Source organism: Corallococcus sp. AB049A, from assembly GCF_003668885.1.
GTDB lineage: Bacteria > Myxococcota > Myxococcia > Myxococcales > Myxococcaceae > Corallococcus > Corallococcus interemptor.
This window is the reverse complement of sequence record NZ_RAWL01000236.1, coordinates 1-13,583: the sequence shown is the minus strand read 5'-3', so window position 1 is coordinate 13,583 and position 13,583 is coordinate 1. Positions and strand designations below refer to the sequence as shown.

Genomic DNA, 13,583 nt, shown 5'->3' with positions numbered 1-13,583 from the left:
GCGGTGGGTGGGAATGGTGGCCGGGGTGGGGCTCCTGGCCGGGTGTGCCTCGGCGCCGCTGTACGGCAATCCGGAGCTGCCCGCGGCGCCCCGTCAGCCGCCGGTGGATTTCTTCCAGGTGGACTGGTGGACGGGGCTCATCGACAAGGTCCCGCTGCTGGAGTACTCGCCGCGCGAGCCCGCCTCCCCGGTGTACGACCCGGAGAGCCGCAACGTCATCGTGCAGACGCGTGACGGCTACGTGCGCGCGGTCGGTCCGGACGCGAAGGTGGCGTGGACCTTCCGCACGGGGGCCCGGGCGCTCGCGGGCGGCCTGGCCAGCGAGGGCGTCATCTACCTGCCGGGCGGCGACGGCGTGCTGTACGCGCTCGACGGCCGCACCGGCGCGGTGAAGTGGAAGTACGCCACCAGCGAGTCCCTGGCCACGGTGCCGGTGCTCGCGGACGGCCTGGTGCTGGTGACCACGGACACCGACACGGTGTTCGCGGTGAAGGCGACGGACGGCACGTGGGTGTGGCAGTACCGGCGCGATCCGCCGTCGGGCTTCACGGTCCGGGGCGCCTCCGCGCCCAGGGTGGACCAGGGCACCGCGTACGTCGGCTTCTCCGACGGCTTCCTCGTCGCCCTCAAGGTCGATGACGGCGGGGTCATCTGGGAGAAGTCCCTGTCCGGCTCGGGCACGGAGTTCCTGGACGTGGACACCACGCCGGCGCTCGACTCGGCGGGGCGGCTCTACGTCGCTTCGTACAAGAACGGCCTGTACGCCCTGGAGGCGGACACCGGCGCGGTCATCTGGAACGCCAGCGTGGGCGGCCTGACGTCGCTGCTCGCGCGGGGCGAGGTGGTGTTCGCCGCCGGCGACGGCCGCGTGGACGCCTACCTGGGGGAGACGGGGAAGCTCATCTGGTCGCTCCCCCTCAAGGATAGGACGGCGCTCGCTCCGGTGTTGGCCCGGGGAATGCTCCTGGTGCCCAACGAGCGCGCGCTGCTGTTCGTCGACCCGACGACGGGTAGGTCGCGCATGGCGTGGAACCCGGGCGTGGGCATCTCCGCGCCGCCGTTCGTGGTGGGCTCGCGCGTGTACGTGCTGTCCAACAACGCGTACCTGTACGCGCTGGACATGAACGACGTGAAGAAGGGGCCGCGCGGGTGACGCGCGCCGTGCCCCGGACGGTGCGGGTGGTGGCCGCGCTGATTCCCCGGCCCGGTCCGGAAGACGGCGGGCCGCGGTACCTGGTCCAGCAGCGCCTCCCCGGTGGCAGCCGCGCGCTGCTCTGGGAGTTCCCCGGCGGCAAGGTGGAGGCGGGCGAAACGGACGAGGCCGCCCTCGCGCGCGAGTGCCGCGAGGAGCTGGACGTGGAGCTGTCCGTGGGCCGCCGCCTGTGGGAGGGCCGCCACACGTACCCGGACCTCACGGTGGAGCTGGTGCTGTTCGCGGCCACCATTGAATCCGGCGAGCCGAAGCCGCTGGGCGCGCACCAGCTGGCGTTCCACACGCCCACGGAGATGCAGGCGCTGCCGTTCTGCGAGGCGGACGTGCCGCTCCTGGACGACCTCTTGGCGGGAAGGCTGGGTGCGCTCGATTGATGCTGCGGCACACCTTCCAGCTCATCCCCGGCGTGGGGCCGTGGCGGGAGAAGGACCTGTGGTCCAAGGGCATCCGGACCTGGGATGACTTCCCGGACGGCGGCATCGTCATCAGCCGCAAGGCGGACACGGCGGCCCGCGAGCGCATCGCGGAGGCCCGTGCGGCGCTGGAGCGCAAGGACCTGAAGGACCTGGCCCGGATGGTGCCGCCGCGCGAGCACTGGCGCCTGTTCCCGGAGTTCCAGGACGACGCCGTCTACTTCGACATCGAGACGGACGGCAGCAAGACGCAGGTGCCCACGGTGGTGAGCCTCTTCGACGCCGAGGGGCTGCACGTCTACATCCAGGGCCGCAACATGGACGCGCTGCCGGAGGGCCTGGCGAAGCGGCGGCTGTGGGTGACGTTCAACGGCTCGTGCTTCGACGTGCCGGTGCTGAAGGAGTACTTCGGCGCGAAGAACTTCCCGGTGCCGGAGGCGCACATCGACTTGCGCTTCGTCACGCGGCGGCTGGGGATGGGCGGCGGGCTGAAGGAGATTGAAGACAAGCTGGGCGTGGGCCGGCCGCCGCACCTGAAGGGTGTGAATGGCTACGACGCGGTGCTGCTGTGGCGCGCGTACCTGCGGCGCGGCGACGTGGAGGCCCTGCGCTACCTGGTGGAGTACAACCTCTACGACTCGTTCCAGCTCCGGTCGCTGATGGACCTGGCCTACAACAAGGGCGCGGACGACCTGAACCTGGACGTCCCCCGGTTGAAGGTCTTCGAGCGCGGCGACCTGCTGTACGACGTGAGCCGGCTGCTGCTGGAGCTGGGCCCCACCGAGCGGGATGTGGACACGCTCGCGCGCGTGCGGGCCATGGAGCAGGATTCCTGAGCGGCCAGGTCGTGCCTTGGATTGGCCGGCCGCGGCCCGGCACGCCGTGGGGCATTCCCAGCCGCCGCGTGGCGCTCACGCGGATCACCACGCTGCCGGTGATGGACGCGGAGTGGGCGGGGGATGGCTTCGTGCTGCCTCCCTCGGACGATGCGTTGGGGTTGGCCGTGGGGGCGCGGCGCCTGGCCGTGCTCGGGGCTCGCGAGTCCTGGCCGCCAGGGCATGCGCTGGAGCTGCCCCGGACGGCGCGGCTGGTGGCGCTGCATCCGTCGCTCCGGTGCGCGGCGGTGCTGGGCCCGGGGCGCATCGAGCTGGTGGGCCAGGCATTGGATGGGAGTCAGGTGGCGACGCCGGCGCGAGCGTGGACGCGGGACACGCAGACCCTCGGGTTCGACATCACCGGCGAGGGCCTGTGGACGAGCAGCGTCGAGGACGGCCGGTCCTGCGTGCGCGTCCTGGATACCCGAACGTTATCAGACGTCGCGGAGGCCGGGCTGGAGCTCGCCGCGCCCGTCGTGGGCGAGGACGACCTGGACGGGCTGCATGAATGGGTGCCGCATCCGCGCCTGCCGGTGATGGGCGTGGCGGTGAGCCAGGGCCAGGAGGGCACGTGGCTCACGTTCGTGGAGCGCGGCGCGGCGGGGCTGGTGCGTGGCGCGGCGGTGGCGTCGGAGGAGGCGCCGTTCTATCCGGCGGGGTTCCTGCCGGACGGCTCGGGCTTCATTGGCGTGGGCGGCACGTGGGTGCGGCGCTGGACGTACCCGGAGGCCACGCTGGCGGCGGAGTTCCTGCTGCCGGAACAGGGCACGCTCGCCACGGGGTACAGCGGGCTGGTGACGGAGCGGGCGGTGCTGGTCGCGGTGGAGGACCTGTTGGAGGCGGGGGAGTGGTACCTGCTTCAACTGGACCCTGACTCCTTGCGTCCGGTGTGCGCGTGGGAGCTGCCATTGTCCACGGAGGCCGTGACGTCGGTGCACCTCCTGCCCGGCGGCTTCATCCTGTCGCCCGAGGACGGCCAGCTCTGGCGCCTGCCGGACGAGGTGCTGTCCGCGCGGTGAACACCGGCCGCGTGGATTGTTCACGGCCGCGTGGAATGGTCCGGAGGCCTGTCTGTAAGGTCCGGGCACATGAGCGATCCGAACTTCGTGAATCAGGGGCCTGGAGCCATTCCGCCGCCACCGCAGGCCGAGCCACCCAAGGCTCCGTCGCGCGGCAAGGTCCTGGGCGTCCTGGTCGCGCTGATGGTCGTGGGCGTGGTGGGTTCGTACTTCGGCTTGAGGCGCCAGGTGGAGCCGCCGCCGGTGGTGACGGCGCCGCCCGTGGTGGACGCGGGCACGGAGGCGCCGCCGGAGGTGTCGCTGCCGGAGAGCGACGGCCGCATCCGCGAGCTGGTGGGCAAGCTGTCGGTGGACCCGGAGCTGGCGAAGTGGCTGCAGGAGCGCGACCTGGCGCGCCGGTTCACGGCGTCCGTGAGCAACATCGCCGACGGCGAGAGTCCTCGGGCGTCGCTTTTGTTCATGGCGCCGGTGGGGGCGTTCCAGGTGGGCGCGGCCGGGGCGAACGGGCGCTCGCAGATCGCGCCGGTGAGCTACGCGCGCTACGACGTGGTGGCCCGGGTGCTGGGGTCGCTGGACGCGTCCGGCGCGGCGATGGTGTACCGGGAGCTCAAGCCGCTGATTGACCAGGCGTACCGGGAGATTGCTCCGCCGGACCAGGGCTTCGAGACGGCGTTCGGCCGGGCCATCCAGCACCTGCTGGCGGTGCCGGTGCCGCAGGGGCCGGTGGAGGTGGAGCCCCAGGGCGCGCTGTATGTCTATGCGTCGCCGGAGCTGGAGCGGCTGAGCAAGGCCCAGAAGCATCTGCTGCGGATGGGCCCGGGGAACATGCGGGTCATCCAGGCGAAGCTGCGGGAGCTGCGCACGGCGCTGAACCTGCCGACGCCGGCGCCGTCGACGCCCGAGCCGTTGCCGGATCAGGCGCCGGGGCAGTCCGAAACCCAGGAATGACGGCTACTTGCGCTTCTTGCCGCCCTTGGCGGGCGGTGGAGGCGGCTTGGGCTTTTCCTTGTCGCCGATGATCTGGAACGCGGCCCGGAGGTCATCCACGTCGCGGCCGCGCGAGTCCTGGAACGAGGAGCCGGTCTGGGCGTCCACGACCAGGGTGTACGAGAAGCCGGTCTTGAGCGGCTGCGGCAGGTGGATGCGGTACACGAGGCCGTCGTCGGCCTCGGACACGGAGTCGTCGGAGACCATGGCCCGGTCGGCTTCGTCCATCAGCCGGACGCGGTAGTTCTTGAGGCCCAGGGTGCTGCGCAGCTCCAGGTCGGAGGTGGGCTCGACGAGGGGCTTTTCCTCGAGGGCCAGGGGGATGAGCGCGGAGCCGCCATCCGGGGACAGGTACGAGAGCGTGAAGACGACGGCCTCGGGGCCGGAGTCGGGCACGGCCGCGGCGCCGGTGACGCCGCCGTCCACGGGGGCCTGGGCCGTCTTGTCGGGGCAGCCCGTGAGCAGGGCCGCGGTGAGGCCGCACAGCGCGGCGAGTCCGGTTCGTCGGAAGAAGCGCATGGCGCGGCAAGGTACGGTGCGGACCCGGACTCGGGAAGCACGAGATGCCGGGGACCGGGGTCCGGCGGTAGGTGGCGGACGGTATCGGGGGCCTGGGACGGGCCCGGGGAAGCGCCTGGAATCCCTGGGGAACCCCCAGTCGAAAGGTCTGATAAGAAGCGTTATGTAAACCAAGCCTCTGGGGTGTCCTGGGGTCTTTCTCCTGGGCTGTTTCGCGGTCGTTTCTCCGGGTCCCCCTGCTTCTCTGGTGAAATCGGCGCGATGGAAACGGTCCTGTTCGCCTGCGTCCACAACGCGGGCCGCTCACAGATGGCGGCGGCATTCTTCAACGCGCTCGCGGATCCCACCCGCGCACGTGCCCTCTCCGCCGGGACGCAACCCGGTGCGCGGGTCCACCCGGAGGTCCAGGCCGTCATGGCCGAGGCCGGCATCGACCTGTCCGGCACCCTGCCTCGGCTCCTCACGGACGAACTGGCCCGGAACGCCGGATGGCTCATCACCCTGGGCTGTGGCGACGCATGCCCGGTCGTCCCGGGTCTGAAGCGTGACGACTGGCCCCTGGACGACCCCAAGGGCCAGCCCATGCCCCGGGTCCGGGAGATCCGCGACGACATCCGCGCCCGTGTGGTCGCCCTTCTGAAACGTCAGGATTGGCTCCTGGCTCCTTCGCGATGAGCTCGGGCTCGTTGGGCGAAGTCGCCTGGGTCTTCCTCCGGCTGGGGCTGACGGCCTTCGGGGGCCCTGCCGCGCACATCGCCATGATGGAAGACGAGCTCGTGCGGCGGCGCCGGTGGCTCCCCCGTGAGGAGTTCCTCGACCTGCTGGGCGCCACGAACCTCATCCCGGGCCCCAACTCCACCGAGCTGGCCATCCACCTGGGCCACCGGCGCGCCGGCTGGCCCGGGCTCGTGGTGGCCGGCGCGTGCTTCATCGTTCCGGCGATGCTCCTGACGCTCGCGGCGGCCTGGGCCTACGTGCGTTTTGGCACCCTGCCGCAAGCTGGCGCCCTCCTGTACGGCGTCAAACCCGTGATCCTGGCCGTGGTCCTCCAGGCGCTGTGGGGCCTCGGCAAGACGGCCCTGACGACCCGGCCCCGGATCGCCGTGGCGGTCGGTTCGGCCCTGGCGAGCGCCCTTGGGGTCAACGAACTGCTCATCCTGGCCGTGGCCGGAGGCGCCCTGGCGGCCTGGATCCACGTCCGGTCGTCCCCCGAGTCCAGGCCGGCGCTCGTCCTGACGCCATTCGCCCTCAACGGCGTCACGGCCCTGGCGGCCACGGCCCCCGTTCCGGCCAGTCTGGGCGGCCTGTTCCTGTTCTTCCTCAAGGTCGGCAGCGTGCTGTTCGGCAGCGGCTACGTCCTCCTGGCCTTCCTCCGGGCGGACCTCGTCGAGCGCTGGGGCTGGCTCACGGAGGCCCAGCTTCTGGACGCGGTGGCCGTGGGCCAGCTCACGCCGGGCCCCGTCTTCACCACGGCGACGTTCATCGGCTACCTGGTGGGCGGTACGCCCGGCGCCGGGCTCGCGACGCTGGGCATCTTCCTGCCGGCCTTCGTCTTCGTGGCGCTCAGCGGCCCCCTGATCCCCCGGATTCGCCGATCCCGGACCGCGGGCGCGGTGCTCGACGGCGTCAACGCGGCCTCACTGGCCCTCATGGCCGTGGTGACCTGGCAGCTGGGCCGCGCGGCCCTGGTGGACGGCTGGACCGTGGCCCTGGCCGTGCTTGGAGCCGCGTTGTTGCTCCGCTGGCGGGTCAACTCCGCGTGGCTGGTGCTGGGCGGCGCCGCCGTGGGGCTGATTCGGGCCTGGTGACAGGCCTGACTGCGGTCTGTCGCCGATAGCCGCTCAGCTCGTCGAGAGACCGAACTCCCCTCCCCAAATTGCCCATGTCGCCGACACGTCGCCGACACGTCGCCGGCACACCCGCCGCGCCGGGAGGAGAGGCGCTCCCCTGTTGTCCCGCCCCGTGCCGGGCCGCGGGCGAAGGCGGCACGTCGCTTGCTCAAGCTTGAGTGCGCCTCAATCGAGGGGCCCTCACCTGCGAGAACAATATGGGCAGCAACTCCAACTTCCCCAACGCCAAGAAGCTCGTGCAGCAGCAAATCCAGACCGCCCTGGAGAACGCCGGGCTGAAGAAGGTCGACGTCGACCTGGACAACAGCTCGTTCCAACTGCTGACGATTGACTACGCCACCCTGCAGTCCAAGGGGAGCAGGCCTGACGTGCTGCAGTCCTCCACGTACGAGAACTCGCTGAACATCACGACCAGCGAACAGTTCACGGTGGACAAGACCACCACCGACACCATCGGCTGGACCGTCACTGCCGGGCTCGAGCTGGACGAGGAGTTCAACGTCGGCCTTCCGTTCTTCGGAGGCAGCAAGACGACGGTGAAGCTCAACTTCGGCGTGAGCACCACCCAGACGAGCAGCATCGCCCACAAGTGGAATTACTCGACCACCGTCCCGGTGGAGGGGCACTCCACGGTCATCGTCACCTTCGAGGTGGACGAGGATCAGGTGGACACCACCTTCACCGCGACGTTCCTCGCCAGCGCGGACCTGAAGGTCACCTACAAGGACCAGAAGGGGCATGACCAGAAGTTCAAGGGCACCATCGCCCAGCTGATCGAAGGGACGCAGGTCAGCGGGGTCACCCTGCCGCAGAGCACCTTCCAGGTGCAGGCCAAGGGTAGCTTCTCCGGTACCGAGGCCCAGGCCTTCCACGTGTCCGCCAAGAACCCCGCCGGCGCGGTCCGGCAGCTCGCCAGCGGCCCGTCGAGCGGGGTCTCGAAGGTGCTGGTCGCCGCGTAGCAGCGCATGGGGCCCGCGCGCTCGGCAATGTCGAGGCCAAGCGGCGTCGCTCCCCGTGAGCGCCAAGCCCCTGCGTTGACGACTCGCGTGGACGCGCACAGCATGTGTGTTCATGCACATCGCCTGGGACGACCTGCAGACAGTGGAGGCGCTGGCGCTATCCCTTGAGGGCGTGGCAATGACGCAACCAGGAGCTGGCCATGAATCGCCCCGGAAACGACGACGAGACGCCCCTTGAGGCGCAGGCGCTGTGTGACCCCGAGACCGGGACGTGCGCGCTTCCTGGCGCGGAGCTGGAGAGCGCTGAGGCGAGCGCCAAGGAACTCGTGCGAGAGGTGCTGTACGTGGGGGACCCGATGTGCTCCTGGTGCTGGGGAGGCTCGCCCGGGCTCCGCCAACTGGAGGCGGAGGCAAACCGTCAGGGCCTCCCCTTCCGCATCCGGGTGGGCGGGCTCCGTCCGGGAGGCGGGGACCCCTGGAACGAGCGGTTCAAGGGCTTCCTGCGCCACCACTGGGAAGAGATTGCCGCGCGCACCGGGCAGCCGTTCTCCACCCGGTTCCTCGACCGGCCGGCGTTCAACTACGACACCGAGCCTGCGTGCCGCGCGTTCGTCGTCATGCGCGGGATGCTCGAGGAGATACCTGGACCGGAGACGCGCGCGTACGAGGTGTTCGCCGCCATTCAGCGGAAGTTCTACGCCGAGGGAGAGGACCCGACCGTGGCGTCCTTCTACGAGAGCATCTGCGCCGCGCACGGCCTCGACTTCAGGGTGTTCCTGAGCCGGTTCGACCATGCGGACGCGAAGCGGGCGACGGCGAACGAGCTCCAGGAGGTCCGGGCCCTGGGCGTGAGCGGGTTCCCCACCGTGCTCTTCCGTGATGGCGCCGGCGTCGAAGTGCTCGCGAGCGGCTTCGTGACTGGACCGCGGATGGTCGAGGCGCTGGCTCGAGCGATGAAGCCGGAAGGGGGCAAGGCGTGAAGCTCGGCCGCCGTGCGCTGGTGCGCGGCGGCGCCCGATTGTTGGGGCTCGCCGCGCTCGGCTGTTCCTCGTCTCCGAAGCCTGAGCCCGTGGCGGATGTCCGTCTGCGTCCCCTCTCCTCCTTGCCGGTCACGGAGCTGTCGTGGTTGCGCCTGCACGACCACTTCATCGCCACCGTGGGCCCCAGCGCAGGCATGGGACGCCCGCTCGGCAGTCTTCAGGTCCTGGCGGATGCCACCTTCGCGCCTCGCTCGCGCTTCCCGCTCCACCCGCACCGGGAGATGGAAATCCTGAGCATCGTCCTCAGTGGCGAGCTGAGCCACCACGGAGATCAGTCCCACGGAACGACCCTGCGTCCCCGCGAGGCGCAGTTGGTCTCGGCCCGGGACGGCATGTTCCACGCAGAGGGCAACGAGACGGATGAAGACACGCGGATGCTTCAGCTGTGGTTCGCCCCCACGCAGCACGGCGGTGCACCCGCCTACTTCCGCCGCTCCGTACCGCAGGCCGCCCGAAGAGGCCGCCACCTGGTGGCCGGTGACGAGGCGATGCCCCTTCGGAGCGACGCGCGCGTGTGGTGGCTGGACGTGGCAGTGGGACAGGAGACCGCACTCGAGGTGGCCCCGGGACGAGCCGGCTATCTGCTGTCCCTGGATGCCGCGTTGCAATTGGGGCAAGGGCGAGTCCTCGCCAGGGGCGAGGGGGCGCAGCTGCTCCGGGGAGGCCTGACTCTGCGCGCCTCGCAGGACTGCAGCGCGCTCTGGATTGACGTCGCGGCCTAATGTTCCAGAGAGGCGGGCTGCGATTCATTGGGCCCATCCCCTGCCCGGGCGGAGGCACCATCCGCCCGGGCAAGCTCATGTGAAACATGAATAGCGATGGCCCCTCGCAGGTTTCAGGGCGTGTACAACTCCGCTGCCGCAAATGGGCTGCTACCGGTGAGCCCTCCCGAAACGAGCACTTGGCCATTGGGCAGCAGCGTCGCGGTGTAGCCATCGCGGGAGGAGGCCATGGAGCCTGTCGTGCTCCAGGTGCCCGAGGCCGGGTCGTACACTTCCGCCGTCGCGAGGGTACCGCTCGTATTATTGCCCCCAGCTGCGAGGACCTTGCTGTTGGGCAGCAGCGTCGCCGAATGTTCGCGGCGAGCTGAGGCCATGGAGCCTGTCGTGCTCCAGGTTCCCGAGGTCGGGTCGTAAACTTCAGCCGTCGCGAGGCGGGTGAGCGAATTGATTCCCCCCGAGACGAGCACCTTGCCGTTGTTCAGCAACGCCGCCTTGTGGACGCGGCGAGCTGAGGTCATGGAGCCCGTCGTGCTCCAAGTGTTCGCGGCGGGGTCGTACTCCTCTGCTGTCGCGATGGCGCCGCTATTGTCTCTTCCCCCCGAGACAAGCACCTTGCCGTTGAGCAACAGAGCCGCCGTGTGCTGGTCACGAGGCGAGGCCATGGAACCGGCAGCGCTCCAGGTGCCTGTGGCCGGGTCGAACACTTCTGCTGCGACGTAGCCGCTGCTGTTGGAGCCTCCCGAGACGAGAACCTTGCCGTTAGGCAGCAACGTCGCGGAGTGGTAGTAGCGAGGTGAGGCCATGGAGCCTGTCGTGCTCCAGGTGCCCGAGGCCGGGTCGTACACCTCCGCCGTCGCTAGGTAGCTGCTCCCGCTCTGCCCTCCCGAGACGAGAACCTTGCCGTTGGGCAGCAACGTCGCGGAGTGGAGGTAGCGAGGTGAGGCCATGGAGCCGGTGGCACTCCAGGTGCCCGAGGCCGGGTCGTACACCTCCGCCGTCGCCAGATAGCTGACCCTGCTTTGCCCTCCCGAGACGAGAACCTTGCCGGTGGGCAGCAGCGTCGCCATGTGCCCGTAGCGATGCGTAGCCATGAAGCCCGTCGAGGCCCAACCCGATGGACCACAGGCAGGAAGCCCCGTCACTGCGAAGCTCTGGGTGACCGTGAAGCCAAAGGCATTGGTGACGGTTGCGATGATGGTGGTGCTCACGGAAACACAGGAGGGAGCCGTCCAGAGGACTTCGCTGGTGGAGGCGGTGCTGGTGGCGGTGCTCAGCGTGCCGGTGCTCGCAGTCCACGCGAAGGTGAGAACGCTGCCCTGCGGATCCTTCGCCCTCACCCGGAAGACGACGGTGCCCCCGGCCGCTGGCGCCGTGGCCACCGACTGGAAGGCCTCTACTACCTCGGGCGGGATGCGCCCTGAAGTCCCCGGGCCCACGTAGATGCCCAGACTCCCATGCCCCTGGCCGCCCCGGCCGTCCGAGGCCACCACAGTGAGCGTGCACGTGCCGCCGGACGGCTGCGCCGAAGGCGTGAAGCCGGCACTCGCCGAGGTGGCATTCGCCCACGTGCCCGCGCACGAGGTCGTCCACTGGTAGGAGAGGCTGTCCCCGTCCGCGTCGCTCGCGACGGCCGACACCGCCGTCGCCTGTCCGACTACCACGGAAGACGGCAGCGCCGTCACCGTGGCCACCTGGGGCCAGGTGTTGACGGTGACGTTGACGGCTGCGCTGCCGGTGCCGGTGCTCACCGCGACGGTGACACTCAAGGCCGCGGAGGCGCCCTTGGAGTCCGTCACCGTCAATGTCAACACCACGGGGCCAGCGAAGGCGGGTGCCGTCCACGCAGTGGTGAGGCTGGAGGCGGCGCCGAAGCTGCCAGTGCTGGCCGTCCAGGCGGAGATGAGGACGTCCCCGGCGTTCGGATCATCCACGGTGGCCTGGAGGGTCACCTGCCCGCCCGGCGACACGGTGCCGGGGCTGGCCACCAGCGAGAGGATGCGCGGGGCCGCGTTCTCGAAGGGCAGCGGCGCATTCACCTCCTGCAAGAGAAGGGTGACGGCTGTCGTCTGGGCAGCCTGGATGGTGACGGGCGTCACCTGGCCCGCGTAGCGCACGGTGTTGGACGCGTCGAAAGCCTGGGCGCTGAAGGTGCGGCCAGTGCCGGCGGGCAACTGCCCGAGCACCCCGCCCCACTGCCCGGCCGTCTTCACCAGCGCGTCGGTGCGCGTCGTCATCCCCGTGCCGGACACGGTGAGCTCCACGCGGGTGACGTCGCTGGCACTGAGCGCCTGCGGCGCTGTCACCACTACTTGCGCGTTACCCTCCGCCACTGGCTGCTGGTGGCCACCGCAGCCGGTCAATGCCAACACCAAGCCCAAAGCCAGACACGCCAGCCCGCTTCGACTCTCTTGCATCATGGACTTCTCCCCCCGGGTGCCGCAGGAGTCTACAATCAGTACCCGTGAACCTGCTCCTGAGTCAGGTCACGCCACGGCGGTCCAACCCGACATCCCTGCGCGGATGTCTGCCAATGGGACCGCGTCTGCTGTAGCGCACCCATGACGACCCGCGGCGAGGATGGATTGGCCGGTTGAATCTGGGCGCCTGCCAAACGCAAGCGCCCAGCGCCTCGTCAGAGGTTCAGGCCCGACACCCGCACAGGTGTGAAACGGCTGATGGTCGTCCCATCGCCGAGCCTGCCCTGGGCGTTCTCGCCCCATGCCCACACGGTGCCGTCCTGCTTCACGGCGAGCGAGTGAGTACCGCCAGTGGAGGGGGCCACGAAGCCCGTCAACCCCGGCACCTTCACAGGCACGAGGCGCTGGGTGGTGGTCCCGTCGCCGAACTGGCCCCGGGAGTTGTCGCCCCAGGCCCAGACGGTGCCGTCCTGCTTCACGGCGAGTGAGTGGAGGGTGCCACCCGCGAGGGCCGCGATGCCCGTCAAGCCTGGCACCTGCAAGGGCGTGAGGCGCTGGGTCGTTGTCCCGTCGCCGAGCTGGCCCTGGGCGTTGTTTCCCCAAGCCCAGACGGTGCCGTCCTGCTTCACGGCGAGCGAGTGGTAGTTGCCAGCGGAGAGGGCCGCGACGCCCGTCAAGCCCGGTACCTGCAAGGGCGTGCGGCGGTCGGTGGTTGTCCCGTCGCCAAGTTCGCCCTCGGTGTTGTTGCCCCAGGCCCAGACGGTGCCGTCCTGCTTCACGGCGAGCGAGTGGTAGAATCCACCAGCAAGGGCCGCGACAGCCGCCAAGCCTGGTACCTGCACGGGCGTGAGGCGCTGGGTGGTGGTCCCATCGCCCAGCTGACCCTGGGCGTTGTTCCCCCAGGCCCAGATGGTGCCGTCCTGCCTCAAGGCGAGCGAGTGGTAGTTGCCAGCGGCGAGGGCCACGACGCCCGTCAAGCCTGGCACCTGCACGGGCATGAGGCGGTCGGTGGTGGTCCCGTCGCCGAGCTGGCCCTGGATGTTGTCGCCCCAGGCCCACACGGTGCCGTCCTGCTTCACGGCTAGCGAGTGGAGAGTGCCAACGGAAAGGGCTGCGACGCCTGTCAAGCCCGGCACCTGCAAGGGCGTGAGGCGCTGGGTGGTGGTCCCGTCGCCGAGCTGGCCCTGGGAGTTATCTCCCCAGGCCCAGACGGTGCCGTCCTGCTTCACGGCGAGATTATGAAACCTGCCCGCCACGAAATGAGCCCCGCTGCTTGCAGCGCAGGCTGCGCCGCCCTGGAGGGTGAACGCGAAGTGGGTGGAGAGGCCGAGGGCGTTGGTGACAGTGGCAGTCACCGAGGCAGTTGTGCCCGAAGATACGCAGGAGGGCGCCGTCCAGAGGACTTCGCTGGTGGTGGCGGTGCTGGTGGCCGTGCCCAGCGTGCCGGCACTCGGGGGAGGTGTTGTTCTCGGAGGGAGACGTGCGCCGCGCCGTGCCCTACGGCTCCGCGCTCAAGCCGTTCCTGTACGCGGCGGGAGATGCGCCGCCGCTGCTCGCGCCGCGCAGGGG

Annotated in this window: 13 protein-coding genes; 10 read left to right on the top strand and 3 right to left on the bottom strand. The window is 70.1% G+C overall.

The annotated features are described in order from the left end of the window. From D7X55_RS23825 to D7X55_RS23805, 5 genes are all read left to right on the top strand, one after another. A partial coding sequence (locus tag D7X55_RS23825) for a PQQ-binding-like beta-propeller repeat protein (protein WP_407921783.1) occupies positions 1-1,153 on the top strand: 1,153 nt, incomplete at its 5' end. Next, a complete protein-coding gene (locus tag D7X55_RS23820; protein WP_120550444.1) occupies positions 1,150-1,587 on the top strand; it encodes a (deoxy)nucleoside triphosphate pyrophosphohydrolase in 438 nt (145 codons plus the stop codon). The genes D7X55_RS23825 and D7X55_RS23820, both read left to right, overlap by 4 nt. After that, complete coding sequence (locus tag D7X55_RS23815; RefSeq protein ID WP_120550445.1) at positions 1,587-2,462, top strand: ribonuclease H-like domain-containing protein; 876 nt, start codon at positions 1,587-1,589, stop codon at positions 2,460-2,462. The genes D7X55_RS23820 and D7X55_RS23815 overlap by 1 nt, the downstream gene beginning before the upstream one ends. 11 nt (positions 2,463-2,473) lie before the next feature. Next, positions 2,474-3,520 carry a hypothetical protein gene (locus D7X55_RS23810; RefSeq protein ID WP_120550446.1) on the top strand — a complete coding sequence of 349 codons (1,047 nt, stop codon included), beginning with the start codon at positions 2,474-2,476 and terminating at the stop codon, positions 3,518-3,520. A gap of 69 nt (positions 3,521-3,589) precedes the next feature. Next, a complete protein-coding gene (locus D7X55_RS23805) occupies positions 3,590-4,468 on the top strand; it encodes a DUF3014 domain-containing protein (RefSeq protein WP_121724277.1) in 879 nt (292 codons plus the stop codon). Between the two features lie 3 nt (positions 4,469-4,471). On the opposite strand, the gene D7X55_RS23800 is transcribed toward D7X55_RS23805, so the two are convergent. After that, positions 4,472-5,026 (bottom strand): hypothetical protein, encoded by a 555-nt coding sequence (locus D7X55_RS23800; RefSeq protein WP_120550448.1) that lies wholly within the window; start codon positions 5,024-5,026, stop codon positions 4,472-4,474. 261 nt (positions 5,027-5,287) lie between these two features. On the opposite strand from D7X55_RS23800, the gene D7X55_RS23795 reads away from it, so the two are divergent. The 5 genes from D7X55_RS23795 to D7X55_RS23775 all read left to right on the top strand — a co-directional run bounded on the left by D7X55_RS23795 (position 5,288) and on the right by D7X55_RS23775 (position 9,597). Beyond that, positions 5,288-5,701 (top strand): arsenate reductase ArsC, encoded by a 414-nt coding sequence (locus D7X55_RS23795; RefSeq protein ID WP_120550449.1) that lies wholly within the window; start codon positions 5,288-5,290, stop codon positions 5,699-5,701. Then, positions 5,698-6,834 (top strand): chromate efflux transporter, encoded by a 1,137-nt coding sequence (chrA, locus tag D7X55_RS23790; RefSeq protein WP_121724276.1) that lies wholly within the window; start codon positions 5,698-5,700, stop codon positions 6,832-6,834. The genes D7X55_RS23795 and chrA overlap by 4 nt, the downstream gene beginning before the upstream one ends. A 239-nt stretch (positions 6,835-7,073) precedes the next feature. Beyond that, the gene (locus tag D7X55_RS23785) at positions 7,074-7,835 is read left to right on the top strand and encodes a hypothetical protein (protein WP_121724275.1); all 762 of its coding nucleotides are present in this window, start codon (positions 7,074-7,076) and stop codon (positions 7,833-7,835) included. 200 nt (positions 7,836-8,035) lie between these two features. Continuing rightward, positions 8,036-8,815, top strand: a complete 780-nt coding sequence (locus D7X55_RS23780) for a DsbA family protein (protein ID WP_121724274.1) — start codon at positions 8,036-8,038, stop codon at positions 8,813-8,815. Then, entirely contained in the window at positions 8,812-9,597 is a 786-nt protein-coding gene (locus D7X55_RS23775) for a pirin family protein (protein ID WP_233610017.1), read from the top strand. The genes D7X55_RS23780 and D7X55_RS23775 overlap by 4 nt, the downstream gene beginning before the upstream one ends. Before the next feature lie 113 nt (positions 9,598-9,710). Here D7X55_RS23775 and D7X55_RS23770 read toward each other — a convergent pair whose 3' ends face one another. Both D7X55_RS23770 and D7X55_RS23765 read right to left on the bottom strand, forming a co-directional pair. Continuing rightward, the gene (locus tag D7X55_RS23770) at positions 9,711-11,903 is read right to left on the bottom strand and encodes a kelch repeat-containing protein (RefSeq protein ID WP_233610016.1); all 2,193 of its coding nucleotides are present in this window, start codon (positions 11,901-11,903) and stop codon (positions 9,711-9,713) included. Between the two features lie 326 nt (positions 11,904-12,229). Beyond that, positions 12,230-13,270 carry an RCC1 domain-containing protein gene (locus tag D7X55_RS23765; RefSeq protein ID WP_407921784.1) on the bottom strand — a complete coding sequence of 347 codons (1,041 nt, stop codon included), beginning with the start codon at positions 13,268-13,270 and terminating at the stop codon, positions 12,230-12,232. Between the last annotated feature and the right edge of the window lie 313 nt (positions 13,271-13,583).

Bases quoted from the DNA above. Each gene is read 5' to 3' on its own strand.
- D7X55_RS23815 (WP_120550445.1), top strand. From the start codon at position 1,587: ATGCTGCGGCACACCTTCCAGCTCATCCCCGGCGTGGGGCCGTGGCGG.
- D7X55_RS23805 (WP_121724277.1), top strand. From the start codon at position 3,590: ATGAGCGATCCGAACTTCGTGAATCAGGGGCCTGGAGCCATTCCGCCG.
- D7X55_RS23800 (WP_120550448.1), bottom strand. From the start codon at position 5,026: ATGCGCTTCTTCCGACGAACCGGACTCGCCGCGCTGTGCGGCCTCACC.
- D7X55_RS23795 (WP_120550449.1), top strand. From the start codon at position 5,288: ATGGAAACGGTCCTGTTCGCCTGCGTCCACAACGCGGGCCGCTCACAG.
- chrA (WP_121724276.1), top strand. From the start codon at position 5,698: ATGAGCTCGGGCTCGTTGGGCGAAGTCGCCTGGGTCTTCCTCCGGCTG.
- D7X55_RS23785 (WP_121724275.1), top strand. From the start codon at position 7,074: ATGGGCAGCAACTCCAACTTCCCCAACGCCAAGAAGCTCGTGCAGCAG.
- D7X55_RS23780 (WP_121724274.1), top strand. From the start codon at position 8,036: ATGAATCGCCCCGGAAACGACGACGAGACGCCCCTTGAGGCGCAGGCG.